The organism is Streptomyces sp. NPDC096136, from assembly GCF_044763325.1.
Lineage (GTDB): Bacteria > Actinomycetota > Actinomycetes > Streptomycetales > Streptomycetaceae > Streptomyces.
The window spans coordinates 141577-165328 of the sequence record NZ_JBIWFZ010000005.1; the positions used below are offsets into that span (position 1 = coordinate 141577).

The window sequence follows — 23752 nt, forward strand, 5'->3', positions numbered from 1 at the left end:
TCAAGCTCCCTTCGCGGACTCGAACAGCAGGGCGCGCGGATCGTCGGACCCGGTGGCGTCCCGGTACATCTCCAGGGCCTCGCGGGCCTTGTCGGACAGTTCCGCCGGTACCGCGACCTCCACCGTGACGAGCAGGTCGCCGCGGGTGCCGTCCTTGCGGACCGCGCCCTTGCCGCGGGCCCGCATCGTACGGCCCGTGGGGGTGCCCGGGGGGAGCTTCAGGGTCACCGGGGGGCCGCCCAGGGTGGGGACCTTGATGTCGGCGCCCAGGGCCGCCTCGGCGATCGTGACGGGCACGGTCACGGTGAGGTTGTCGCCCTTGCGGCCGAACACCGGGTGGGTGCCGACGTGCACGACGACGTAGAGGTCGCCGGCCGGGCCGCCGCGCTCGCCCGGGGCGCCCTTGCCGCGCAGCCGGATCCGCTGGCCGTCGGAGACGCCCGCCGGAATCCGGACCTGCATGGTCCGGGAGGACTTGGCGCGCCCGCTGCCCTTGCAGACCTCGCAGGGGTTCTCCGCGATCAGGCCGCGGCCCTTGCAGTCCGCGCAGGGGTCGGTCAGCGAGAAGCCGCCGCCGCTGCCCCGGGACACCTGTCCGGTGCCGACGCAGGTCGGGCACACCCGGGGCGTGCCGTTCTGGTCGCCGGTGCCCGAGCAGGCCTTGCAGGGAGCCTGCGAGGACATCCGCAGCGGGACCGTCGCCCCGTCCACGGCCTCCGTGAAGGAGAGCGTGACCTCGGACTCGATGTCCTGCCCGCGGCGCGGCTGGGTGCGGGTGCCCGCACCGGCGCCGGCGCCGCGGTTGAACAGGCCGCCGAAGACGTCGCCCAGGCCGCCGCCGAAGCCGCCCTGGCCGGCGCCCTGGGTACCCCCGAAGAGGTCGCCCAGGTCGAAGTTGAACGAGCCGCCCCCGCCCGGACCGGGGCGGAAGCCCCCGTTGCCGAACAGGGCGCGGGCCTCGTCGTACTCCTTGCGCTTCTTGGCGTCGCCGAGGACGTCGTTCGCCTCGGAGATCTCCTTGAAGCGCTCCTCGGCCGAGGCGTCGCCCTTGTTGGCGTCCGGGTGGAACTCGCGGGCGAGCTTCCGGTACGCCTTCTTGATCTCGGCCTCGGTGGCGTCCTTCGGGACACCGAGGACCTTGTAGTAGTCCTTCTCGACGAAGTCCTTCGTGCTCATCCCCGGTGACCCTCCTCTCGGCTACCTACATGGTGTGCGTCAGCCCTTGTCGGGGGCATCCGTGTCCTTGTCGGACGGCGTGTCGCCGTCGGCGGACTCGGACTTCGCGGCGGGTGCCGCGCCCGGCTGGGGCTCGGCCACCGCGACCCGCGCGGGGCGGATCGTGCGCTCGCCGATCCGGTACCCCGGCTGCAGGATCGCCACGCAGGTCGTCTCGGTGACGTCCGGCGCGTACGAGTGCATCAGGGCCTCGTGGATCGTCGGGTCGAAGGGCTCGCCCTCCTTGCCGAACTGCTGCAGCCCCATCTTGGCCGCGGCCGTCTCCAGACCCTCGGCCACCGACTTGAAGCCGCCGACCACCTCGCCGTGCTCCCGGGCCCGGCCGATGTCGTCCAGGGTCGGCAGGAGCTCCGACAGCAGGTTCGCGACCGCGATCTCCTTGACGGCGACCCGGTCCCGCTCCACGCGGCGGCGGTAGTTCTGGTACTCCGCCTGGAGCCGCTGGAGGTCCGCGGTGCGCTCGCCGAGCGCGGTGCGGGCCTGGTCCAGCTGCGCCAGGAGAGCAACGTCCTGAGCGTCCCCGGCGGGGGCCGCCTCCTCCTTCTCGGAGGAGTCGGCGGCCTTCGCCCCGGCGTCGTCAGCGGCCGAGCCGTTGGGGACTTCGGGCTTCTCGTCGAAGCCCGGGGTCTCCTCCGACATCAGGCCTGGCCGCCCTTCGGCTTGTCCTCGTCGACGATCTCGGCGTCGACGACGTCGTCGTCGGCCTTGGCCTGGCCCGCGTCACCGGCGCCGCCGGCGGCCTGGGCGGCCTGCGCGTCGGCGTAGATGGCCTGGCCCAGCTTCTGGCTGACCGCGGCGAGCTTCTCCGTGGCCGTGCGGATCTCGGCGGTGTCCTCGCCCTTGAGCTTGTCCTTCAGCTCGGTGACGGCCGTCTCGACCTCGGTCTTGACCTCGGCCGGGACCTTCTCCGCGTTGTCCGCGAGGAACTTCTCCGTCTGGTAGACGAGCTGCTCGCCCTGGTTGCGGGACTCGGCGGCCTCGCGGCGGCGGTGGTCCTCCTCCGCGTACTGCTCCGCCTCCTGGCGCATGCGGTCGACCTCGTCCTTGCCGAGCGAAGAGCCGCCGGTGACGGTCATCTTCTGCTCCTTGCCCGTGCCGAGGTCCTTCGCGGTCACGTGCATGATGCCGTTCGCGTCGATGTCGAAGGAGACCTCGATCTGCGGGACGCCGCGCGGGGCCGGCGGCAGGCCCGTCAGCTCGAACATGCCGAGCTTCTTGTTGTACGCCGCGATCTCGCGCTCGCCCTGGTAGACCTGGATCTGCACGGACGGCTGGTTGTCCTCGGCCGTCGTGAAGATCTCCGACCGCTTGGTCGGGATGGTCGTGTTGCGCTCGATGAGCTTGGTCATGATGCCGCCCTTGGTCTCGATGCCGAGGGACAGCGGGGTCACGTCGAGGAGCAGGACGTCCTTGACCTCACCCTTGAGCACACCGGCCTGGAGGGTGGCGCCGATGGCGACGACCTCGTCCGGGTTGACGCCCTTGTTGGCGTCCTGACCGCCGGTGAGCTCCTTGACGAGCTCGGCGACGGCCGGCATGCGGGTGGAGCCGCCGACCAGGACCACGTGGTCGATCTCGGACAGGTTGATGCCCGCGTCCTTGATGACGTTGTGGAACGGGGTCTTGCAGCGGTCGAGCAGGTCCGCGGTCAGCTGCTGGAACTGCGAGCGCGTGAGCTTCTCGTCCAGGTGCAGCGGGCCCTCGGCGGAGGCCGTGATGTACGGCAGGTTGATCGTGGTCTCCGTGGAGGAGGACAGCTCGATCTTCGCCTTCTCGGCGGCCTCGCGCAGGCGCTGGAGCGCCATCTTGTCCTTGGAGAGGTCGACGCCGTGGCCGTTGGCGAACTGCTTCACCAGGTAGTCGACGACGCGCTGGTCCCAGTCGTCGCCACCGAGGTGGTTGTCACCGTTGGTGGCCTTGACCTCGACGACGCCGTCACCGATCTCCAGGAGGGACACGTCGAAGGTGCCGCCGCCGAGGTCGAAGACGAGGATGGTCTGGTCGTCCTTGTCGAGGCCGTAGGCCAGGGCGGCGGCCGTCGGCTCGTTGACGATGCGCAGGACGTTGAGGCCCGCGATCTCGCCGGCCTCCTTCGTCGCCTGGCGCTCGGAGTCGTTGAAGTAGGCCGGGACGGTGATGACCGCGTCCGTGACCTTCTCGCCCAGGTACGCCTCGGCGTCGCGCTTCAGCTTCTGCAGGATGAAGGCGCTCATCTGCTGCGGGTTGAAGTCCTTGCCATCCAGGTTGATCTTCCAGTCAGTGCCCATGTGGCGCTTGACGGAGCGGATGGTCCGGTCCACGTTCGTGACCGCCTGGCGCTTGGCCACCTCGCCGACGAGGACCTCGCCGTTCTTGGCGAAGGCGACGACGGACGGCGTGGTCCTGGCACCCTCGGCGTTGGTGATGACGGTGGGCTCGCCGCCTTCGAGAACGCTGACGACGGAGTTAGTGGTGCCCAGGTCGATGCCGACCGCACGTGCCATTTCGATTCCTCCAGCTGACTTGAGTGGAACAGACTCAAGGATGCACGGCGGCCGCGCCCGCGTCAACAGAGCTGAGCCGAGGGGGCTCAACCTTTAGGTCACCCCTACACTCACGGTCCGCCCGGATCGCCCGCGATCCGCCCCTGCGGGGCCCGCGGCGGGGGACGCGGCACCCGGGCCCCGGCCTCCCGCCCGGCACCCGAACGGGTTCCCGGCGCGCCGTGCGGCCGCGCGGCGCACCGGGGGGCGGGCCGGGGTCCGGCAGCGTGCGGGCATGCCCCTGATGCCGCCCCTCCCCGCCCGGCCGCGGCCCCCGCGGATCCGGCTCCCGCGGATCCGGCCCCTGCGGATCCGGCTCCGGATGCCGGCCCGCGCCCCGCTCCGGTGGCCGGCCGGACCCCCCGCGAAGCGCGTCTGCGACCTGATCGGCGCGGCGGCCCTGCTGGCGGTGTGCGCCGGCCCGGTCCTGCTGGCGGCCGCCGTGCTGTACGGGGCCCGGCGCGCGGGCGTCCTCGTACGGGAGCCCGCCCTCGGCCTGGCCGGGCGGCCCTTCCGCACCTGGCGGCTGCGGACCGGGGGCGCGGGGCGGCCGGGGGCGTGGGTGCGGCGGTGCGCCCTGGACGGACTGCCGCAGCTGCTGAACGTGCTGCGTGGCGAGATGTCGCTGGTCGGGCCGCGCCCCGGGGCGGGCGCCGAGCACCCCGAACGCCTGCTCGTACGTCCCGGAATGACCGGATTGTGGCAGGTCAGCGCACGTTCCGACCTCCCCTGGGAGGAGATGGCCCTGCTGGACCGGCACTATGTGGAGAGCCATTGGCTGGGGATGGACCTCGCGATCCTCGCGAAGACCCCTCGGGCCGCCTTCCGACAGAGGCGGGCCTGAGCGACACAGATCACCGCTCACTCACCTACAGTGCGGCGCGGGAAATGGGTAACCTCAAGCCTTGACTCAATAAGTTACCGCTTAGTAAGTCCCGCCCGAGGAGCCCTCCCATGCAACTCGCCGCGATCATCGTGTCGCTGGTCCTGACCGTGGTCGGCGTCGCGCTGCTCGCCCGAGCCGTGGCGCAGATCTACCGGTTCGTGAAACTCGGCCAACCCGTACCCGCGGGCAGTCGTACGGACCGCCCGAAGGAACGAACGATCACCCTGGTCAGGGAGTTCCTCGGGCACTCCCGGATGAACCGCTGGGGCATCGTCGGCTTCGCGCACTGGTTCGTCGCGATCGGCTTCCTGACGCTGCCGCCGACCCTGGTGCAGGCCTTCGGCCAGCTCTTCCAGGCCGACTGGCTGCTGCCGATCGTCGGCGACTGGCTGCCCTTCGAGCTCTACACCGAGTTCATCGGCGTGATGACGGTCGTCGGCATCGCCGTCCTGATGGTGATCCGCCTGCTCAACCTTCCCTCGCGCGCCGGTCGAAAGTCGCGCTTCGCGGGCTCGAAGGCCTGGCAGGCGTACTTCGTCGAGTGGGTCATCCTCACCATCGGCGTCGCCATCCTGTGCCTGCGCGGCCTCGAGGGCGCGATCCACGGCGTGGACACCTACGAGCCGGCGTACTTCGCCTCGTACCCGCTGGTCATGGCCTTCCAGGAGCTCTCGCCCAGCGGCATCCAGAACGCGATCTACTTCACCGCGATGGTGAAGATCAGCGTCTCGTTCATCTGGATGATCACGGTCTCGCTCAACACCAACATGGGTGTCGCCTGGCACCGCTTCCTCGGCTTCCCGAACATCTGGTTCAAGCGGAACGCCGACGGCGCGACGGCGCTCGGCGCCCTCCAGCCGATGACGAGCGGCGGCAAGGAGATCGACTTCGAGGACCCGGGCGAGGACGACGTCTTCGGCGTCTCCCAGGTCGAGCAGTTCTCCTGGAAGGGCATCCTCGACTTCTCCACCTGCACCGAGTGCGGCCGCTGCCAGTCGCAGTGCCCCGCCTGGAACACCGGCAAGCCGCTGTCCCCCAAGCTCCTCATCATGTCGCTGCGCGACCACGCGCACGCCAAGGCCCCGTACCTGCTCGCGGGCGGCGGCAAGACGATGGAGGGCGAGGAGAAGGCCTCGGCCGAGCAGCTCGCCGGCGTCCCCGCCGCGGCCCTCGCGGAGGCGGAGCGCCCGCTCATCGGCACCGCCGAGGAGAACGGCGTCATCGACCCGGACGTGCTGTGGTCCTGCACCACCTGCGGTGCGTGCGTGGAGCAGTGCCCGGTCGACATCGAGCACATCGACCACATCGTCGACATGCGCCGCTACCAGGTGATGATCGAGAGCGCGTTCCCGTCGGAGGCGGGCACGATGCTCAAGAACCTGGAGAAGAAGGGCAACCCCTGGGGCCTGGCCAAGAAGCAGCGGGTGGAGTGGACGAAGGAGGTCGACTTCGAGGTCCCGATCATCGGGAAGGACGCGGAGGACCTCTCGGAGTTCGACTACCTGTACTGGGTCGGCTGCGCCGGCGCGCTGGAGGACCGGGCGAAGAAGACCACGAAGGCCTTCGCCGAGCTGCTGAACATCGCGGGCGTCAAGTTCGCGATCATGGGCGGCGAGGAGAAGTGCACCGGTGACTCGCCGCGCCGCCTGGGCAACGAGCCGCTGTTCCAGCAGCTGGGCCAGGAGAACGTCGCGATGCTGAACATGGCGTTCGGCGAGGACGACGAGGACCCGTCGACGAAGAAGCCGAAGTCGGCGAAGCGGATCGTCTCGACCTGCCCGCACTGCTTCAACACCATCGCGAACGAGTACCCGCAGCTGGGCGGCGAGTACGAGGTCATCCACCACACGCAGCTGCTCCAGCACCTGATCGACGAGGGCCGCCTCACCCCGGTCACCCCGGTCGAGGGCCTGATCACGTACCACGACCCCTGCTACCTGGGCCGCCACAACAAGGTCTACACGCCGCCGCGCGAGATCATGTCGGCCGTCCCGGGCCTGCGCCAGCAGGAGATGCACCGCCACAAGGAGCGGGGCTTCTGCTGTGGCGCCGGTGGCGCGCGGATGTGGATGGAAGAGCGCATCGGCAAGCGCATCAACAACGAGCGCGTGGACGAGGCCCTGTCCCTCAACCCGGACATCGTCTCGACGGCGTGCCCGTTCTGCCTGGTCATGCTGACGGACTCGGTCAACGGCAAGAAGAACGACGGCCAGGCGAAGGAATCCGTCCAGGTCGTGGACGTGGCGCAGCTCCTGCTGGAGTCGGTGAAGGCCCCGGAGCCGACGGAGGAGGAACTGGCCCAGGCCGCCGCCGAAGCCGAAGCCGCCGCGGAGGCCGAGGCGAAGGCCGCCGCCGAAGCGAAGGCGAAGGCCGAGGCGGAAGCCAAGGCCAAGGCGGACGCGAAGGCGAAGGCCGACGCGGAAGCCAAGGCCAAGGCGGATGCGAAGGCGAAGGCCGACGCGGAAGCCAAGGCCAAGGCCGACGCGGAGGCGAAGGCCAAGGCGGAGGCTGAAGCCGAGGTGAACGCGGAGGCGGAGGCCGCTGCGGCCGACACCGAGGCCAAGGCCGAGGCGGAAGCCAAGGCCAAGGCGGAGGCCGAGCCGGAGGCGGACGCGGGCGACACCGAGGCGAAGGCCGACGCGGACGCCGAGGCCGCTCCCGCAGCGGAGGAGAAGGCGGAAGCCGCCGAGGCGAAGGCCGAAGCCGAGACGCCGGCCGAACCGAAGACCGAGGCCGAGGCCGACACCGAGGCGAAGCCGGAAGCCGAGGCGGACGCAGAAGCGGCGGCCAAGGCCGACAGCGAGCCGAAGGCGGAAGCCGCTCCGGAAGCCAAGACCGACACCGAGCCGAAGGCCGAAGCGAAGGCGGAAGCCGAGACCGACGCCGACGCCAAGGCGAAGCCGGAGGCCGACGCCAAGACCGAGGCCGACGCCCAGGCGAAGCCGGAGGCCGACGCCCAGGCGGACGCCGACGGCAAGACCGAGGCTGACGCCCAGGCTAAGCCGGAGGCCGACGCCAAGGCCGACGCCGACGCCGAGGCTAAGCCGGAGGCCGACGCCGAGGCCGAGGGTGACGCGCAGGTGGCGCCCGCCGAGGCGGAGTCCGAGGTGAAGACCGAGGGCGCCAAGTAGCGCCGGCGGCACGATCGACAGGAACGGCCGGTCCCCGTGGAGGGGGACCGGCCGTTCCCGCATGCCGGGCCGGGCACGGCGGGGCTTCCCACAGCCCCACCGGCGCCTGAGGTGGAAACGGAGAAAGGGCGGGGCGGGGAGACGGCTCCGCGCAGCGGCAGCGGCAGCGGCAGAGGCACCCGGAGGACCGCATGGCCCGGCCCGGGCCCGCCGCATCCGCCGCGCCCACCCCCACCCGCCAACATTCCGCCGACAAGGTGGCCAACAGCCACAAAAAGCCACGCACCCCCACGAACCCCCCACCCCCACGCCCCCTAGGGGATGTCACAGCTCAGCCGCAAAGGCCCCGTTTCCACCGGCCCGGCCACGACCGCCCGCCGGAGCAGGTACTTTCGATCACGTGGCTGGATTCAGGATCGGACGGGGCCGGGACGACAACCGCCCCCCGCAACAACCCCCGCACGCCCCGCGGCAGCAGCCGTACGGCCAGCAGCAGGCGCCCCAGGCGCAGGCGCAGGCGCCGTACGGCCATCAGCCGTACCCGCCCGCCGGCGGCCCGCCGCCGCAGCAGCACTGGCCCCAGCCGGGCGGCGGCGGCCACGGGGAGCCCGAGTACTTCGACCCGTACGGCGGCGGCCACCACCAGCAGCCGCACCACGCGCCCCCGCACGAGCCCGCGTACGCGGACAACCCGGGCCACACCCAGGCCTTCTCCCTCGGCGAGGACCCGTACGGCCAGGCCGCGACCTACCACGCCGGAGCGGCCGCCGCCGCCCCGGCCGGGCCGCGCCTGCACTGGAAGGACCTGCTGCGCGGCATCGTGCTGAGGCCCGGCCCGACGTTCCTCCAGATGCGCGACTACGCCGTCTGGGGTCCGGCGCTCACCGTGACCTTCATCTACGGCCTGCTCGCCGTCTTCGGGTTCGACAAGGCCCGCGAGGACGCGATCAAGGCGACCCTCACCCAGGCGATCCCGATCGTCCTGAGCACCGGCGCGGCCTTCGTCGTCTGCGGCCTCATCCTGGGCGCGGTCACCCACACCCTGGCCCGCCAGCTGGGCGGCGACGGGGCATGGCAGCCGACCGTGGGCCTGTCGATGCTGGTCATGTCGATCACGGACGCCCCGCGCCTGCTGGTGGCGGTCTTCCTCAGCGGCGACAACATGGTCGTGCAGGTCCTGGGATGGGCGACCTGGCTCGCGGCCGCCGCGCTGTTCACCTCGATGGTCAGCAAGTCGCACGACCTGCCCTGGCAGAAGGCGCTGGGCGCGTCCGCGATCCAGCTGGTCGCCCTGCTGTCGATGATCAAGCTGGGCATGCTCTGACCGCACGGCCGGACAGCCGGCCTCCCGAACACGGGAAGGGGCCCGCCGCGCACGGTGCGCGGCGGGCCCCTTCCCGTATGCCCTACGAGGCGTCCTACGACGTCAGGCGTCGAGGATCTGGCCCTCGCGCTTGACCACCGGCGGCTCCGTGGACCACGGGAACTCGATCCAGTCGTCGGTCTTCTTCCACACGTACTCGCACTTCACCAGCGAGTGCGACTTCTCGTAGATCACGGCCGAGCGCACCTCGGCGACGTGGCCGAGGCAGAAGTCGTGGACGAGCTTGAGCGTCTTCCCGGTGTCGGCCACGTCATCGGCGATGAGGACCTTCTTGTCGGTGAAGTCGATCGCCTCGGGCACGGGCGCCAGCATGACCGGCATCTCCAGGGTGGTGCCCACACCGGTGTAGAACTCCACGTTCACGAGGTGGATGTTCTTGCAGTCCAGCGCGTAGGCCAGACCGCCGGCGACGAACACCCCGCCCCGGGCGATGCTGAGGATGATGTCCGGCTCGTAGCCGTCGGCGGCGATGGTCTGCGCCAGCTCTCGGACGGCGCTGCCGAACGCCTCGTAGGTCAGGGTCTCGCGTACGTCGCTCATGCCTCGTGCCTCACCTGGGTGCGGTGGAAGTTCTGGAAGGAGCGCGAGGCGGTCGGCCCGCGCTGCCCCTGGTACCTGGACCCGTACCGCTCGCTGCCGTACGGGAACTCCGCGGGCGAGCTGAGGCGGAACATGCACAGCTGCCCGATCTTCATGCCCGGCCAGAGCTTGATCGGCAGGGTGGCGAGGTTCGACAGCTCCAGGGTCACGTGGCCCGAGAACCCGGGGTCGATGAACCCGGCCGTCGAATGCGTCACCAGGCCCAGGCGGCCCAGGCTGGACTTCCCCTCCAGTCTGGAGGCGATGTCCTCGGGGAGGGAGATGACCTCGTACGTCGAGGCGAGGACGAACTCACCCGGATGCAGGATGAAGGCCTCGTCCCCCTCCGGCTCGACCATGCGGGTCAGGTCGGGCTGCTCGATCGCGGGGTCGATGTGTGCGTAACGGTGGTTCTCGAAGACCCGGAAGAACCGGTCGAGGCGCACGTCGATGCTGGAGGGCTGCACCATCGACTCGTCGAAGGGGTCAATGCGAACCCGTCCGCTGTCGATCTCGGCCCGGATGTCTTTGTCGGAGAGAAGCACGTCCCGAGGATACGCAGAGCGCGCGGGCCGCCCCCAATCGAGAGCGGACCCGCGCGCCTCCGGAGCCGGGTGTGACGGCCCTACCGCTTGACGCCGCCCACGGGCACCGCGTGCCTCAGCCGCGCGCACCGCGGACACCGCAGCAGCCGCCCCGGTCCGATCCGGCCGGCACCGAGGTGCTGCAGCGGGAAGGAGGCGGTGCTGAAAACGTGCCCTTCGGCACAACGGACGACTGTGCGCTCCATCGAGTCCCTTTCCCCAACGAGCCGTACTGCGATGAATCGCCACATTAGGGGATGATCGGGACCCACTCCAGCCGCCGCTCCGCACCCCAAAGGTACGCCCCAACTCCCGCACCCGTGACGCCTGGTGCCCCGTCCGGAAGACGGCCGCCCCGCGGGCGGATTCACCGGGGGTCGATCATGGGGTACAGTGTGCAACGGTAGGGATCCAGGCAACTGGACCACTCTGCGGATGTAGTTTAATGGTAGAACATGAGCTTCCCAAGCTTATAGCGCGGGTTCGATTCCCGTCATCCGCTCTTGAACGAAGGCCCAGGTCAGCGACCTGGGCCTTCGTCGTTCCCCGATCCCTCGCCCCCTAGGTCCCGGACGGACGGGACGGCGTGAAGATGCGGTCCAGGTGGTGGTGGAGCACCGCGATCGCCGACTCCGGGCTGCGCTGGCCCACGAGGATGCTGGTGCCCAGGGTCGCCGCCATCGCGAGCAGGCTGATCGCCTCCGTGCGCGCGTCGGCGTGCGGGTCGGCCCGGCCGGCCTCCTGCGCCTGCTCCAGGAGTGCGGCCACGGCGTTCTCCGCGGCGTCGGGGTTGTCGATGAACGGCTGGGCGGCCAGGGCCTCGTCGGTGACGGACAGGATCGCGTAGGAGCTGTAGAGCAGGTGGAACGTACGGCTCTCCCCGTCGGTCGGCAGCGAGGCCGACAGCAGCGCCTCCACCGTGGCGCGCGGACCCGGGTCGGGGCCGGCGGCGGCCAGGCGGGCGCCCACCCGCGCGGTGAAGCGGTCGGTCAGGTGCTGGAGTCCGTAGAAGAGCAGCTTCTCCTTGGTCTCGAAGTAGTACTGCACGAGCCGGAGCGATACGCCGGCCTCCGCGGCCACGTCGCGCATGCCCACGGCGTGCAGCCCGCGCCGCCCCGCGACCCGGATGAGCGCCTCGGCGATCTGGGTCCGCCGCTCCTCGTGGTCCACGCGCCTGGGCATCCGCCGCGCCTCCGCTCGTCGGTCGAGATCGTGGTCCGGTTTTCCCCGGACCCGTTCATGGTACCGCTGTACCAACATCATGGTACGGTCGTATCACGAAGAAGCGATCTCCCCGGAGGTGCCCCGTGCCCCAGAACACGACCCGACCGCGCCGCGACGTCGGCCGCTACGTCAACGACGCCCTGCGGGACCGCTACTTCGCCGCCGCCGACGTGCTCTACGCGATGGGGGCACCCGCCCGCTCCGAGACGGACGTCGAGACGAGCTTCGGCACCACCCACGTCTACCGGTACGGCCCCGCGGACCCCGCCGCCGAGTCCCGGACCCCGATCGTCCTGATCCACGGCGCCGGGTACAGCTCGGCGATGTGGTACCCCAACACCCCCGGGCTCAGCCTCGACCGCCCCGTCTACGCCCTCGACACCCCCGGCGACGCGAACCGCAGCGTCCACCGCGAGCCGATGTGGCAGCCGGAGCGGGCCGCCCAGTGGATGGACGAGGCCCTCGACGCGCTCGGCCTGGACCGGGTCCACCTCGTCGGCTCCTCCTACGGCGGCTGGCTCGTGCTCAACCAGGCCCACCGGCGGCCCGGACGGCTCGCCTCGGTCACCGCCCTCGACCCCGGAGGCCTGGAGAGGGTCGGCCTGCGCTTCTTCGCCTGGGTCTTCATCAGCCTGTTCGCCACCTTCGCCCCGAAGGCACTGCGCCCCCGGCTCGCCAAGTGGCTGGACCAGCCGGTGATCGCCGTCCCCGAGATGCGCACGTGGATCCAGCTCGGCGCCCGCGCGTACCGGGTCCGCCGCCCCGCGCCGCTGCCGCTGGCCGAGGACGAGCTGCGGTCCATCCGGACCCCGCTCTACCTGGTCATGGGCAAGCACAGCCTGCTCGTGCACCCCCGGCGGCAGCTGGAGCGGGTGCCGCGCCTCGTCCCCGGGGCCCGCGCCGAGATCATCACCGCGACGGGGCACGGCCCGCAGATCGACCACCCCGACGTGGTCAACGCCCGGATGCTGTCCTTCATGGAGGACGTCGACACCCTCGACCCGGCCGCGGTCCGCGCATAGGGCCGCGGCAGGAGGGAGAGGAGCGGGTGCCGGCGGCGCCCTCGTGAACGCGGGCCCAGGTCATCGACCGGGCCCGCGTCGTCGTGCCGGGTGGCGGTCCGGGTCAGCGGGTGGCCGGGAGCCAGCCGTCCTGGACGGCGTGGACGCCGGCCTCGAAGCGGCTGCGGCCGTCCAGGCGCTCCATCAGCTCGGCGGCGATGCGCCGGGCGGTCCGGGGGGAGACGCCCAGCCGCTTGGCGATGGACTCGTCGGTCAGCCCCTCCGCCAGCAGCTGGACGACCTCCTTCTCCTGCCGGGTGCGCCCGGCGGCGTCCCGCACCGGGACGGCCCCCAGGGGGACGGCGGAGGCCCACACCGACTCGAACAGCGCGCACAGCGCGGTGACGGTCCCGGTGCCGTGCAGGACGATCGCGCCGACATGGGCGTCGGCGGTGTTCACGGGGAGCACGGCGAGCCGCCGGTCCATGATGATCATGCGGACCGGGAGCGACGCGGCCGTCCTGACCAGGCCGCCGCGGCGGCTCAGCCAGTCGACGTGCTCCTGGGTCGCCGCGTCGTTGCGCACGCTGTCCAGGTAGATGGTGCGCATCCGCACGCCCCGGTCGAGCATCTCCTCGTTCGGGCCGCGGCTGGCCCGCAGATCGGCCTCCGGATGGGCGCCGCCCGGGGCGAACGTCAGGACCTCGCTGGTGACTTCGTCGCTGAGCTGTGCCAGCCGGTTGCGGATCGCCTCGATCCCTGACAGGGACTCGCTCTCGCTGGGGGACTGCGGCTGGGAGGAGGCGCAGTCGGCGATCAGCTGGGCCGCCGCGGCCTGCGACAGGGCGAGACGTTCCTGCTGGCGTGCCAGCAGCAGGTTCATGGCCGCTTCCGCCCCCAGCGGGGCGAAGCCGCTCGGCGCGTGGTCGGCGGAGCGGATGAGCGCCATGGCGCTGAGCCGGTCCAGGGCCCCGCGGAGGTCCGACTCCTGCAGTCCGAGGCTCCGCGCCAGCTCCGCCACGCCGTCCTGGGGGCGGGTCAGCATCCCCCGGTAGACCTGCTCGGCTATGGGATCCAGGCCCAATGTCTGCAGCATCAGTTGCACGTTCTCCCCGAGTGCGCGGAGGCCTACCTTGCCGCCCGCTGTGTTGTCACGCCCTGGTCGTGGCCGTTTCATGCAAATGCATAAAACGCCCCGGCTATCCCCTGGCGAGGCAATATAGCGCAGGCACACGATCTGATCCATGTACCTAATCCACCTCAAACTCGGCCTGCCCGCATACCGGTTGGTTCCCCCGGAACTCGGGGACCTCATCCGCTCGGCCGCGCGCCCGGGCGAGGGCCTGGAGCACGTCACCGTGCACGCCGACGCCCCCGGCGGCCCCGTACTGGGGATGTTCCTGACCGCCGAACGGCCGGACCAGGCCGAGGTGATGGCCGGCCTGCTGTGCCGCCGGGCCCTCGCGACCTCGGCGAAGCTGCGGGGCCTCACGCTCCTGCGCTGGAAGGCGGAGACCGCGGCGCCGTACTACGACGGCGCCGCGGTCCGTGGACAACTTATGCCAGCGGGAAATCCGTCCACGGGAAACCTCTTCCATCCGTTCTGACCGGCGGACAGAGTTGGGGACATCAGCCGGGGGGCGACAAACCCACCGGCACCGAGTCGAAGAAGCGCGGACGGGAAATCGGCCGCGCACGTTGCCCCAAGTTTTCAAAGATTTCGAGAAGAAGAGGTACCACTCGTGACTCGCACCCGTTTCCTCATGGCCGTCGCGACGCTGTCCACGGTGGTGGCGGCGACGCTCACCGCCGGCCAGGCCAGCGCCGACACCCTGCCGGTCATCGTGGCGGGTACGACCATCACGGACTCTTCGGGCCCTTCGACCCGGCTCGAGGACCCCATCCTGAGCGACGACGTGACCTGGGGTCACTGAGCCGGCGGGACCGGCCCCGGTCCCGCACCGCACCGCCCGCCGTCCGCACCGAATCTGTGGAAAGGAATCCGGACGTGAACAGTATTGAGGCATGGTCGGCCCCGCGTTTTCACGATGATTCCGACCCGCTCTCCGAGGACCTTCCCCTGGGTTCCGGTCAATGGCCGGCGGGTCCCGACGAATCCGAATGGGTCCTGGTCTGACCCGGACCAGGCCCGCAACCGACAGGAGACGGACATGTCCGAGAACATCGAGAACGCCGAGCAGAACCCCGTGGACCTGGCCCAGGACCTCGCCATCGAGGAGCTGAACGGCGAGCAGGGCACCACCGCCGTGAGCACCTTCGGCACCTTCGGCTGCTCCAGCACCAACGCTTCCTGACACCTCGCCACCCCACGTTCCACACACCAGAAGGAGAGAACGATGACCACTCCCGAGACCGTCTCCAACGGCGCCGAGGACCGCGACTCCGACGTCCAGGTCGAGGACCTCAAGGCCAGCAGCCAGGCGGCCACCGCCACCGTCTTCACCATCGGCTGCTCCGGCAGCTTCTCCAACACCGAGGCCTGAGCACCGCGCGTCCGCGCCCGCTCCCCCCACCCGCTCCCCACGAAGGAAGGCACCACCATGAGCGACAAGACCGCCGACAAGCTGACCGTCCGGGCCGACGAGCCCGAGGTCGAGGTCGAGGACCTGGAAGCGTCCGCCGCGCTCGGCTGCGCGAGCACCATCGGCACCATCAGCTCGCTGAACAGCTGATGGACGGCCGTCTGAACGCCGACACCGTCGACCGCCCCGAGCCGGGGATCGAGGTCGAGGTCGAAGACCTGGCCGAGTCCTGCGGCGCCGCCTGTGCCGGGACCATCGGCACCCGATTCTGCTTCGAGAGCTGAGCGATGAACCACTTCGCACCCGACCCGGTCACCCTGCACGCCGAGGGCACCGGAATCGAGATCGAGATCGAGGAGCTCGACGGCGGCTCCACGGCCGCCGCCGGCTACACGGTCGGCTCCGGTCTGCCCTGCTGGGCCGCCTGAGCAGTCCGCCACCCGGCGCGTCCGACGGCCCCACCGGCCCCGGACCGCACCGCACGGCACCCACCACACGAAGGAGCGCCATGAGCGACAAGACCGACCCCACCGACGTCCGGGCCGACGAGAACACCGAGGTCGAGGTCGAGGACCTCAAGGGGGCCGACGCCGCCTACACCCTCGGCACCGCGGGCTGCTTCACCTGCCCCGTCAGCTGAACCACCCCGCACCCGACGGAGGACCTTCCATGAGCGACACCACCCCCGACCCCACCGCCGTGGAGGCGGAGGAGGTCGACGTCGAAGAGCTCGAACAGGGCGCAGCATTCCCCACCTGGCTTTCGCTGGGCTGTTACTCGTCCTGAACCACCGCGCACGACCATCCGCACCATCCGCACCCACACACGAAGGAGCATCATGAGCGACAAGACCGACCCCACCGACGTCCGGGCCGACGAGAACACCGAGGTTGAGGTCGAGGACCTCAAGGGGGCCGACGCCGCCTACACCCTCGGCACCGCGGGCTGCTTCACCTGCCCCGTCAGCTGAACCACCCCGCACACCGCACCACGCAGTACCCCCGCACTCCTGCGGGGAAGTCCGCGGACCCGGCACCGCCGTCCGCGTGATCACCGGGCCCCATGCCATCGGGTAGGGCGCCCAACCGCCCGTCGGACGGCGCACGTCGTGCCCGCCGACCGATCGCCCGACACCCCGCAGGGCCGCTGAGCGGCCCCATGACCGGGGGCGGCGACCCGAGGCCCTGGAACGGCCGGGCCGCACACCTCACCACGTACGGCCCGGCCGTCCCCCTCCCCTGCCCGGAACCCCCTCCCCGGGAGGTCCCGGAACCCACAGCGCCGCCCCGGCGCGCCTTCCCGTCCCCCTTCCCGAGGAGTCGACGCATGTCCCGCACCCTGCGGTTCAAGAGGTCAGCAACCGCCCAAGTCGTTGCCGGAGAAGGGGTGTTCCTGCTCTCCGAACAGCGCCAGTCCGTCCTGCGGGGCGCTCTCGCCGAGCAGCTCGCCCCGCTCCTGGACGGACAGCACACCCGAGAAGCCGTCGTCGAGGCCCTCGCGCCCTCCTTCGGCGAGGACCGGGTCACCCGCAACATCGACAAGCTCGTCGCGTCGGGCCTGGTCGTCGAGGCCGAGGCCGGCACCGACCCGCGGACCGGCGGGTTCTGGGAGCTGGCCGGCGTGGACGCCGACGAGGCCCGGCACCAGGTCGCCGGGGGTGCGGTGGAGATCGTCGCCCTGGGCGGCACGGACCCCGCCTGGTTCGCCACCGCCGCCGAGGCCATGGGCCTCGCCCCCGAGTCCGGCGAACCGGAGCTGACCGTCGTCCTCACCGACGACTACCTCCACCCCGACCTCGCCGACGTCAACAAGAAGGCCCTCGCGGCCGGCCGCCCCTGGCTCCTGGTCCGCCCGGTCGGGACCGAGGTGTGGGTCGGTCCGCTGTTCCAGCCGGGCGACACCGGCTGCTGGGACTGCCTGGCCCACAGGCTGAGCGGCAACCAGCTGGTCACCTCCTTCGTCCAGAGGAGCGCCGCCGCCGACCGCGCCCCCGTGACCGCCCTCGCCGGCCTTCCGGGCACCGTCGCCGCCGCCGCGCACCTGGCCGCCGTACAGGCCGCGAAGTGGTTCGCGGGCCTGCGCGGCGAGGCCCTGGCCGAGGTGTTCGGCCTGCACACCCTCACCATGGAGGGCCGGCGGCACAAGCTGTCCCGCCGCCCCCAGTGCCCCGCCTGCGGCGACCCGGGCATCCAGGCCCGCCAGGCGCACGAGCCGGTCGTCCCGCAGAGCCGGCGCAAGGCCGCCGCGGTCTACGACGGCGGGCACCGCACCAAGGACCCGGCCGCGCTGCTGTCCGCGTACGACCACCTGATCAGCCCGGTCACCGGCGTCATCTCGCAGCTCGTCAAGCACGACACCGGCACCGACCTCCTGCACTGCTACCTCGCCGGGACCAACTTCGCGGTCGGCTCCGGCGGCCTGGGCGCCCTGCGGGCCGGGCTGCGCAGCCAGAGCGCCGGCAAGGGCATGAGCGACCTCCAGGCCAGGGCCAGCGCGGTCGCCGAGTCCATCGAGCGGTACTCGGGCGTGTTCCAGGGCGACGAGGCCCGGATCACCGCCTCCTACCGCGAACTGGGCGACCGGGCCGTCCACCCGGACAGCACCCAGCTCTACAGCGAGCGCCAGCAGCGCGAGCGCGCCGACTGGAACGCCCGCGACTCCCACTTCCACCGCGTCACCGACCCGTTCGACGAGGACGCCCGGATCGAGTGGACCCCCGTCTGGTCCCTGACCGAGAAACGGCACAAGTACCTGCCGACCGGCCAGCTCTACTACCACTACAAGGGCGGTCCCGGTCCGGCGTACGTCGCCGCGGACTCCAACGGGAACGCCGCCGGGTCCAGCCTGGAGGACGCCGCCGTCCAGGGGTTCATGGAGCTCGTCGAACGCGACAGCGTCGCCCTGTGGTGGTACAACCGCGTCCAGCGGCCCGAACTGGACCTCGACAGCTTCGGCGAACCGTACTTCGGCCGCTGGAAGCAGGCCTACCGGGACCTCGACCGGGAGACCTGGGTCCTCGACCTCACCTCCGACCTGGGCATCCCGGTCGCCGCCGCGGTCTCCCGGCGCACCGACAAGCCCGTCGAGGACATCCTCATCGCGTTCGGCGCCCACTTCGACATGAAGATCGCGGTCTCCCGGGCGCTGACGGAGATGAACCAGTTCATCGGCGCCGTCCTGCCGATGAAGAGCGACGGGTCCGGCGAGTACGCCTTCGACGACCCCGACCAGAAGCGCTGGTGGAGCACCGCCACCATCGAGAACCAGCCCTACCTGCTCCCGCTGCCCGGCCGCGTCCACACCTACGCGGACCACCCCTACGAGCAGGGCGACGACCTGCTGGACGACCTGGAGCGGGCCCGCCGCACCGTGGAGGCCCAGGGCCTGGAGATGCTCCTCCTGAACCAGACCCGCCCGGACGTCGGCCTGCCCGTCGTCAAGGTGATCGTGCCCGGTCTGCGGCACTTCTGGCCCCGCTACGCCCCGGGCCGGCTGTTCGACGCCCCCGTCCGCCTCGGCTGGCTCGACGCCCCCACCCCCGAAGAAGACCTCAACCCCATCGGCATGTTCCTGTAGCCCGTCCGGAGGCAGCAATGAAAACGGCCACCCGCCGCACCCTCACCCGCCTCGCGTTCGTGGCCGGGGTACGCGTCCGCGACCGCGAGGGCCACCTCGACGTCACCCGCGACGGCCGCACCCAGTTCCGCATCCGCGGCGCGTCCCGCGAGGTCGTCACGGCCCTGGAGGGCATGACGGGCTCCCTCGCGGCGCCCGAGCCGGTGCCCTCTCCCCCGCAGGAGCAGCTGGAGGCGGTCCTGAACCGCGTCATCCGGCTGCTGGAGCACCACATCGTGCTCGGCGACACCGTGGCCCTGCGCCTGGAGCCCCTGGTCCCGGGCCTCGGCCACTCCCCGGCCGACGTCGGCGCCGACACCCCCGTCCGGCTCAACCGCTTCGCCTTCCTGCGCGTCCACGAGGGCGACCTCGTCCTGGAGTCCCCGCTCTCCCCGCGCCGCGCCCGCCTCCAGGCGGACCCGGTGCGGGAGCTGGCCGCGGCCCTCGGCGCGGGCACCACGGCGCGCGAGCAGGCCCTCGCCCTGGACCTGCCCGTCACGGTCGTCCAGGAGCTGCTGGGCCACCTGGCCGGGGCCTCGCTGGTGGACACCGCCGACGAGGACGGCTCCTTCGCCGCCGACCGGGACGACGTGCTGCGCCAGTGGGACTTCCACGACCTGCTGTTCCACAGCCGCAGCCGCATGGGCCGCCACGACTACCCCTTCGGCGGGGTCTTCCCGTACACGGGGACCATCGAGCCCCGGCCCGCGGTCCGGCCCCTGCCCGCCGGCCCCGTGGTCGCCCTGCCCCGCCCCCGGCTGGAGGACATCGCGGCGAACGACCCCTCGCTGACCGCCGTCCTGGAGGGCCGCCGGTCGGTCCGCACGCACGCCGAGACGCCGCTGGACCTCGACCGGCTGGGCGAGTTCCTCTACCGCTGCGCCCGCGTCCGCGCGGTCACCGCGGCCCGCCCCGAGGAGGGGATGCCCTACCCCGCGTCCTCGCGGCCCTACCCGACCGGCGGGGCCTCGTACGACCTGGAGCTGTACCTGTCGGTGCACCGCGTCGCGGGGCTGGAGCCGGGCATGTACTTCTACGACGCCGGCGGGCACCGGCTGGTCCTGGTCAACGCCGACGAGGACGACCGCAACGCCATGATCGGCATCGCCCGGGTCTCGGCGGGCGGGATCGACGCCCCGGACGTGCTGATCACCGTCACCTCCCGGTTCCAGCGCCTGTCGTGGAAGTACCGCAGCCTCGCCTACGCCGCCACGCTCAAGAACGTCGGCGTGCTCTACCAGACCATGTACCTGGTGGCCACGGGCATGGGGCTGGCGCCGTGCGCCCTGGGCGGCGGCGACTCGGACCTCGCGGCCAGGACGCTGGGCCTGGACTACCTCCAGGAGTCCTCCGTCGGCGAGTTCCTCCTCGGCTCGCGTCCCGCTCCCGCGGAGCTCCCGCCGGCCGGACACCTCTCCTGGACGCCCGTGAACGACGCCGACTGGCACCTGCGCTGCGAGCGCGACCTCCACCCCGCCACCGCGCCGGGCCGCCCCGGAACCCCGTCGTGACCACGGCCGCCGCCCCGGCCCCGCCCGTCGCACCCGCAGCGGTACCGGCCCCGCCCGTCGCACCCGCGGCGGTACCGGCCCCGGCCGTCGCACCCGCGGCGGTACCGGCTCCGGCCCGCGCCGCCGCCCCCGCGGCGCGCCGCCCGGCGACCGTGTTCCCGCTGCTGTCCACCCGGGTGACGGCCCTCGGCCCCGCCGATCTGGAGCCCCTGGCCGGGCCCGCCCTGGCCGGGGCCCTGGCCTCCCTGCGGGCGGGCAGGGAGGAGGCGGCCGAGGCCGGGCGGGTCCTGTCCGACGTCCTGTACGCCCTCGTCCCCACCCTCGACGACGCGCCGGCCGTCCGCCGCGCCGCCCTGCGCCTGCGCCGTGACACCCGGGGCGCCCGCGGCGGCCGGCACACGGCCGACGCCGCGGCCGCCGTCCGCCCCGCCCTGGACGGGGCCGGGCGGGCCGCCCTCACCGCCTGGACCGCGGCGGCCGAACGGTTCGCCGAGGCCGCCGAGCGCGCCGAGCGCCTCGTACAGGAGGAGGCCCGTACCGCCGGCGCGTGGATGCTCACCCTGCTGCGCCGCCCCGACCTCGCGGCCGGACTGGCCCTGGCCAGCCCGGCGTTCACCCGGGAGCTGCTGCGCACCGATCCGGCCCGGCCGCCCGCCCCGGGGAGCCGCCTGGCCCGCACGGCGCTGTCGTACCTGGCCCGTACCGCCGTCAAGACCAGTCCGTTCGCCAGCCTGGTCACCCTGGGCACGGCCTCCCTCGGACCGGCCCCGGCGGGTCTCTCCGCAGCCGCCGCGGTCCCCGCGGCCGACACCGTCTCGCCCCGGCACCTGGCCGTCGAACTGCTGCGCGCCTTCGCCGCCGACCCCGACCTGTCGCAGACGGTGGACCTCCGGGTCAACCCGAGCCTGCACCGGCTCGCGGACACCTGGCAGGTCCTGCTGCCGCAGTACCTGAACCAGGCCCTCCCCCACCACGCGGACCTCCTCGCCACCGCCGACCTGTACGCGCCGTTCCTCGCCGGGGCGGCCGGCCGCTCCGGCCCGCCGGCCGCCTGGAGCGGCTCCGGCACCCCCGCCGAACGCGCCCGCGTCCGACGCTGGGCGGCGATGGGCCTGCTGCTCCCCGACGTGCCCTGGCAGCCCCACGACCGCGCCTGCCTGGCGGCCCTCGCCGACCGCACCGGGTCCCCGCCCGGCCCGCAGGGCCCCCGTGTCGCGGGGGCGCTCGCCGTGCTCGCCGGCGCCGAGCGCGCCCTGCCCGCCGCCGACGCCGCGACCCGGCTGCGCCTGGACGGCCGGGCCCGCGCCGCGGCCGCCGACGTCTTCACCGCGCTCGGGGCCCCGCAGCCCCACTGGCTCGCCTCGGCGCCGCTCTTCCACCAGAACGTCCCCGCGACCGGCACCCCCGTCCCGGTGCTGCCCGCCGAGGAGCTCGGGCACGACCTGCGCGCCCTGGGCCGCCGCGTCCGGGCCCAGACCTTCCGCAGCGCCCTGTACGACGTGCTGACCGCCCATTTCACCGCCCGCTACGGCACCGGCGGCACCTGCCACGACCTCTACGACTTCCTGTACGGCTTCTGCCGGCGGGAGGACCACCACCGCCTGGTCCGCCGGGCCGCGGAGGCCGACCGCGCGGGCACCGGCACCCCGTGCGTCCCCGCCCCGCACGGTACCGTCGGCGCCGCCGCCGTGACGGTCTTCCACCAGCTGGCCGCCGCGGACGCCGACGCACTGGCCCGGGGCGAGTACCTCATGACCGTCAACCGGGTCAGTCCCGGACCGGGCGGACTCCTCGCCCGCTGGGGGGCGGTGCCCGCCGCCGGCGGGGCGATGCGCGAACCCCTGCGCCGCTGGATCGGCGACCTGTACCCCGGGTGCGCGGTCCGGCAGCTGTCCGCCGGGGGCGACTACTCCACCCTCCAGGCCCCCGCCGGCCCCCTCTTCCCGTACCTGCGCTGGCCCTCCGACCTGCGCGCGCCGGACCCGGCGGCGCCCGGCGGGCCGCACCCCGGGCTCGACCTCGCCGACCTGGTCCTGTCCCACGACCCCGCCTCCGACACCCTCCAGCTGTACGACCGGGACGGCGCGAACGTCGCGCTGCCCTACCTCGGCGTGATGCCCCTCCAGGTGCTGCACGGCCCGGTCAGGGTCCTGGCGACCCTGTCCCAGCCCTGGAGCACCCGCTACCTCACCGACGGCGAGCGCCTGCCCCACGACCCGACCCGGCCCCCGCCGGACGGCGTCATCGCGACCCCCCGCACCCGTGAGGGCCGCCTGGTGACCGCCCGCGCCTCCTGGCGGCTGCCGGCCGCCGCCCTGCCGCGCCCCGGGAGCGGCGAGGGCACCGCCGCCTTCCTCGACCGGCTCGACGGCTGGCGGCGGGAGCACGGCATGCCCCAGCAGGGCTTCGTCCGCGCCGAGGCCGCCCCCGGGGTCCTTCCGGAGAAGCCGTTCTGGACGCACCTCGGCTCCCCGCACGCCGTCGCGTCCCTGCTCAAGAGCGTGGGCCCCGACGGCGGGGCGCTCGAGTTCACCGAACTGCTGCCCGGCCCCGGTGCGCACTGGCTCGCCGACGCCGACGGCCGCCCCCGGGCCGTCGAACTCGCCGCCCTGCTGCGCCTGGACCACCCCGACCCCCAGGAGACCCCGAGGTGACCCCGCCGACCCCCGCCCCCACCCGCCCGGGCTCCGAGGCCGTGGAGCACGACTGGCTGTACTACCGGATCTTCGTCCGGGACCGGCGCGACCTCACCCCGCTCGTCGACCACACCGTGCGCCGCGTCGTCGCGGCCGCGCACGTGATCGACCCGCGGGGAGGCTGGTTCTTCCTCCGGTTCGTCGACGAGTGCGGCACGCAGGTCCGGCTGCGCCTGCACGGCCGGCTGGACGCGGTCGCCGCCGTCGAGGCCGCGGCCGACCGGATCCTCGCCGACACCGCGGCGATGCCGCCGGAGCTGGCCCGCGCCTACCGGGGGCACGCCAAGAGCCTGTACGAGCCCGAGTACGCCAAGTTCGGCGGCGCCGCCGGGGTCCGGCTCGCCGAACGGGCCTCCCAGGCGGCCAGCGAGGCGGTCCTGGAGCTCATCGGCCCCGACTTCCCCCGGCTGCGGCTGGGCCATGCGCTGGCCGCCACCCTGTCGGCCCTGGACCTGCTGCCCGCCGGCCAACGCCTTTCCTTCGTCTACCACATGACCTGGTACTGGACCGGGCAGAACGGCGACCGCTCCGGGCCCCTGCGCGCCCGGGTGGACGCCGCCGCCCGGCGCCTCGCGCCGGACCTGCGCCGGCTCCTCGCCCAGGTCCGCGGCGGCCCGTACCGGGGCGTCCACGACGCGTACGGGCTGGGCCTGCGGGACCTGCTCGCCCGGCACCGGGCCGCGGGGATCCCCCGGACCGGCCCCCACCTCCTGTTCCACCTCATCCACCTCACCAACAACCGGCTCGGCGTCACACCCGCGGAGGAGGCCGTCCTCGCCCGCTGGATCCGCGCCGAGTACGGAGCCGGCGCGTCGCACGACGCCCTCTGACCCGACGGAA

General features: G+C 72.6%; 24 protein-coding genes and 1 tRNA gene. 18 read left to right on the top strand and 7 right to left on the bottom strand.

Translation table 11 applies throughout. From position 1 onward, the window contains the following. From dnaJ to dnaK, 3 genes are read right to left on the bottom strand one after another with little or no spacing between them, the layout of a single operon-like run. The gene (gene dnaJ / locus ACIRBY_RS12525; RefSeq protein WP_403899910.1) at positions 1-1176 is read right to left on the bottom strand and encodes a molecular chaperone DnaJ; all 1176 of its coding nucleotides are present in this window, start codon (positions 1174-1176) and stop codon (positions 1-3) included. 39 nt (positions 1177-1215) lie between these two features. Then, entirely contained in the window at positions 1216-1875 is a 660-nt protein-coding gene (gene grpE, locus ACIRBY_RS12530; RefSeq protein WP_403899912.1) for a nucleotide exchange factor GrpE, read from the bottom strand. Next, positions 1875-3719 (bottom strand): molecular chaperone DnaK, encoded by a 1845-nt coding sequence (gene dnaK / locus ACIRBY_RS12535; protein WP_366449854.1) that lies wholly within the window; start codon positions 3717-3719, stop codon positions 1875-1877. The genes grpE and dnaK overlap by 1 nt, the downstream gene beginning before the upstream one ends. A 274-nt stretch (positions 3720-3993) precedes the next feature. Between dnaK and ACIRBY_RS12540 the strand changes: the two genes are divergently transcribed. The 3 genes from ACIRBY_RS12540 (at position 3994) to ACIRBY_RS12550 (ending at position 9099) form a co-directional block, all read left to right on the top strand. After that, positions 3994-4602, top strand: a complete 609-nt coding sequence (locus ACIRBY_RS12540) for a sugar transferase (protein WP_403899914.1) — start codon at positions 3994-3996, stop codon at positions 4600-4602. Positions 4603-4712: 110 nt separating this feature from the next. Beyond that, the gene (locus ACIRBY_RS12545) at positions 4713-7775 is read left to right on the top strand and encodes a heterodisulfide reductase-related iron-sulfur binding cluster (RefSeq protein ID WP_403899916.1); all 3063 of its coding nucleotides are present in this window, start codon (positions 4713-4715) and stop codon (positions 7773-7775) included. A 400-nt stretch (positions 7776-8175) separates the two neighbouring features. Further along, on the top strand, positions 8176-9099 hold the full coding sequence (locus ACIRBY_RS12550; RefSeq protein ID WP_403899918.1) for a Yip1 family protein: 924 nt from the start codon (positions 8176-8178) through the stop codon (positions 9097-9099). Positions 9100-9201: 102 nt separating this feature from the next. On the opposite strand, the gene ACIRBY_RS12555 is transcribed toward ACIRBY_RS12550, so the two are convergent. Both ACIRBY_RS12555 and dcd read right to left on the bottom strand, forming a co-directional pair. Beyond that, complete coding sequence (locus ACIRBY_RS12555) at positions 9202-9699, bottom strand: phosphoribosyltransferase (protein ID WP_344159849.1); 498 nt, start codon at positions 9697-9699, stop codon at positions 9202-9204. Continuing rightward, positions 9696-10283, bottom strand: a complete 588-nt coding sequence (dcd, locus tag ACIRBY_RS12560; protein WP_007265045.1) for a dCTP deaminase — start codon at positions 10281-10283, stop codon at positions 9696-9698. Before dcd ends, ACIRBY_RS12555 begins: the two co-directional genes overlap by 4 nt. Positions 10284-10753: 470 nt before the next feature. On the opposite strand from dcd, the gene ACIRBY_RS12565 reads away from it, so the two are divergent. Next, a tRNA-Gly gene (locus ACIRBY_RS12565) sits at positions 10754-10824 on the top strand. 59 nt (positions 10825-10883) lie between these two features. Here ACIRBY_RS12565 and ACIRBY_RS12570 read toward each other — a convergent pair. After that, entirely contained in the window at positions 10884-11504 is a 621-nt protein-coding gene (locus ACIRBY_RS12570) for a TetR/AcrR family transcriptional regulator (RefSeq protein WP_403899921.1), read from the bottom strand. Between the two features lie 125 nt (positions 11505-11629). On the opposite strand from ACIRBY_RS12570, the gene ACIRBY_RS12575 reads away from it, so the two are divergent. After that, on the top strand, positions 11630-12568 hold the full coding sequence (locus tag ACIRBY_RS12575; RefSeq protein ID WP_403899923.1) for an alpha/beta fold hydrolase: 939 nt from the start codon (positions 11630-11632) through the stop codon (positions 12566-12568). Between the two features lie 103 nt (positions 12569-12671). On the opposite strand, the gene ACIRBY_RS12580 is transcribed toward ACIRBY_RS12575, so the two are convergent. Then, positions 12672-13643: a LuxR C-terminal-related transcriptional regulator gene (locus ACIRBY_RS12580; RefSeq protein ID WP_403899925.1), complete on the bottom strand. Its 972-nt coding sequence runs from the start codon at positions 13641-13643 to the stop codon at positions 12672-12674. Positions 13644-13791: 148 nt separating this feature from the next. Between ACIRBY_RS12580 and ACIRBY_RS12585 the strand changes: the two genes are divergently transcribed. The 13 genes from ACIRBY_RS12585 to ACIRBY_RS12645 all read left to right on the top strand — a co-directional run bounded on the left by ACIRBY_RS12585 (position 13792) and on the right by ACIRBY_RS12645 (position 23742). Continuing rightward, on the top strand, positions 13792-14154 hold the full coding sequence (locus ACIRBY_RS12585) for a hypothetical protein (RefSeq protein WP_403899927.1): 363 nt from the start codon (positions 13792-13794) through the stop codon (positions 14152-14154). A 135-nt stretch (positions 14155-14289) separates the two neighbouring features. Then, entirely contained in the window at positions 14290-14481 is a 192-nt protein-coding gene (locus tag ACIRBY_RS12590; RefSeq protein WP_403899929.1) for a hypothetical protein, read from the top strand. Between the two features lie 237 nt (positions 14482-14718). After that, positions 14719-14862 (top strand): hypothetical protein, encoded by a 144-nt coding sequence (locus ACIRBY_RS12595; protein ID WP_366449882.1) that lies wholly within the window; start codon positions 14719-14721, stop codon positions 14860-14862. A 42-nt stretch (positions 14863-14904) separates the two neighbouring features. Next, positions 14905-15051 (top strand): hypothetical protein, encoded by a 147-nt coding sequence (locus ACIRBY_RS12600; RefSeq protein ID WP_403899931.1) that lies wholly within the window; start codon positions 14905-14907, stop codon positions 15049-15051. 57 nt (positions 15052-15108) lie between these two features. Then, positions 15109-15240: a thiocillin family RiPP gene (locus ACIRBY_RS12605; RefSeq protein ID WP_403899933.1), complete on the top strand. Its 132-nt coding sequence runs from the start codon at positions 15109-15111 to the stop codon at positions 15238-15240. After that, positions 15240-15374: a hypothetical protein gene (locus ACIRBY_RS12610; protein WP_403899935.1), complete on the top strand. Its 135-nt coding sequence runs from the start codon at positions 15240-15242 to the stop codon at positions 15372-15374. Before ACIRBY_RS12605 ends, ACIRBY_RS12610 begins: the two co-directional genes overlap by 1 nt. Positions 15375-15377: 3 nt before the next feature. Further along, complete coding sequence (locus ACIRBY_RS12615; RefSeq protein ID WP_403899936.1) at positions 15378-15518, top strand: hypothetical protein; 141 nt, start codon at positions 15378-15380, stop codon at positions 15516-15518. An 80-nt stretch (positions 15519-15598) separates the two neighbouring features. Beyond that, positions 15599-15730: a hypothetical protein gene (locus tag ACIRBY_RS12620; RefSeq protein WP_403899938.1), complete on the top strand. Its 132-nt coding sequence runs from the start codon at positions 15599-15601 to the stop codon at positions 15728-15730. Between the two features lie 198 nt (positions 15731-15928). After that, the gene (locus ACIRBY_RS12625; protein ID WP_403899938.1) at positions 15929-16060 is read left to right on the top strand and encodes a hypothetical protein; all 132 of its coding nucleotides are present in this window, start codon (positions 15929-15931) and stop codon (positions 16058-16060) included. Positions 16061-16416: 356 nt separating this feature from the next. After that, positions 16417-18666: a TOMM precursor leader peptide-binding protein gene (locus tag ACIRBY_RS12630; protein WP_403899940.1), complete on the top strand. Its 2250-nt coding sequence runs from the start codon at positions 16417-16419 to the stop codon at positions 18664-18666. 17 nt (positions 18667-18683) lie between these two features. Then, positions 18684-20216 (top strand): SagB family peptide dehydrogenase, encoded by a 1533-nt coding sequence (locus ACIRBY_RS12635; RefSeq protein WP_403899942.1) that lies wholly within the window; start codon positions 18684-18686, stop codon positions 20214-20216. Further along, complete coding sequence (locus tag ACIRBY_RS12640) at positions 20213-22870, top strand: hypothetical protein (protein ID WP_403899944.1); 2658 nt, start codon at positions 20213-20215, stop codon at positions 22868-22870. The genes ACIRBY_RS12635 and ACIRBY_RS12640 overlap by 4 nt, the downstream gene beginning before the upstream one ends. After that, the gene (locus tag ACIRBY_RS12645) at positions 22867-23742 is read left to right on the top strand and encodes a thiopeptide-type bacteriocin biosynthesis protein (RefSeq protein ID WP_403899946.1); all 876 of its coding nucleotides are present in this window, start codon (positions 22867-22869) and stop codon (positions 23740-23742) included. Before ACIRBY_RS12640 ends, ACIRBY_RS12645 begins: the two co-directional genes overlap by 4 nt. The last annotated feature ends 10 nt before the right edge of the window (positions 23743-23752 follow it).

Excerpts from the sequence above, each read along its gene's own strand:
- ACIRBY_RS12620 (WP_403899938.1), top strand. The coding sequence starts at position 15,599 with ATGAGCGACAAGACCGACCCCACCGACGTCCGGGCCGACGAGAACACC.
- ACIRBY_RS12610 (WP_403899935.1), top strand. The coding sequence starts at position 15,240 with ATGGACGGCCGTCTGAACGCCGACACCGTCGACCGCCCCGAGCCGGGG.
- ACIRBY_RS12545 (WP_403899916.1), top strand. The coding sequence starts at position 4,713 with ATGCAACTCGCCGCGATCATCGTGTCGCTGGTCCTGACCGTGGTCGGC.
- grpE (WP_403899912.1), bottom strand. The coding sequence starts at position 1,875 with ATGTCGGAGGAGACCCCGGGCTTCGACGAGAAGCCCGAAGTCCCCAAC.
- ACIRBY_RS12615 (WP_403899936.1), top strand. The coding sequence starts at position 15,378 with ATGAACCACTTCGCACCCGACCCGGTCACCCTGCACGCCGAGGGCACC.
- ACIRBY_RS12595 (WP_366449882.1), top strand. The coding sequence starts at position 14,719 with ATGTCCGAGAACATCGAGAACGCCGAGCAGAACCCCGTGGACCTGGCC.
- ACIRBY_RS12635 (WP_403899942.1), top strand. The coding sequence starts at position 18,684 with ATGAAAACGGCCACCCGCCGCACCCTCACCCGCCTCGCGTTCGTGGCC.
- dnaJ (WP_403899910.1), bottom strand. The coding sequence starts at position 1,176 with ATGAGCACGAAGGACTTCGTCGAGAAGGACTACTACAAGGTCCTCGGT.
- ACIRBY_RS12555 (WP_344159849.1), bottom strand. The coding sequence starts at position 9,699 with ATGAGCGACGTACGCGAGACCCTGACCTACGAGGCGTTCGGCAGCGCC.
- ACIRBY_RS12625 (WP_403899938.1), top strand. The coding sequence starts at position 15,929 with ATGAGCGACAAGACCGACCCCACCGACGTCCGGGCCGACGAGAACACC.
- ACIRBY_RS12630 (WP_403899940.1), top strand. The coding sequence starts at position 16,417 with ATGTCCCGCACCCTGCGGTTCAAGAGGTCAGCAACCGCCCAAGTCGTT.
- ACIRBY_RS12580 (WP_403899925.1), bottom strand. The coding sequence starts at position 13,643 with ATGCTGCAGACATTGGGCCTGGATCCCATAGCCGAGCAGGTCTACCGG.
- dnaK (WP_366449854.1), bottom strand. The coding sequence starts at position 3,719 with ATGGCACGTGCGGTCGGCATCGACCTGGGCACCACTAACTCCGTCGTC.
- ACIRBY_RS12605 (WP_403899933.1), top strand. The coding sequence starts at position 15,109 with ATGAGCGACAAGACCGCCGACAAGCTGACCGTCCGGGCCGACGAGCCC.
- ACIRBY_RS12585 (WP_403899927.1), top strand. The coding sequence starts at position 13,792 with ATGTACCTAATCCACCTCAAACTCGGCCTGCCCGCATACCGGTTGGTT.
- ACIRBY_RS12600 (WP_403899931.1), top strand. The coding sequence starts at position 14,905 with ATGACCACTCCCGAGACCGTCTCCAACGGCGCCGAGGACCGCGACTCC.
- ACIRBY_RS12570 (WP_403899921.1), bottom strand. The coding sequence starts at position 11,504 with ATGCCCAGGCGCGTGGACCACGAGGAGCGGCGGACCCAGATCGCCGAG.
- ACIRBY_RS12540 (WP_403899914.1), top strand. The coding sequence starts at position 3,994 with ATGCCCCTGATGCCGCCCCTCCCCGCCCGGCCGCGGCCCCCGCGGATC.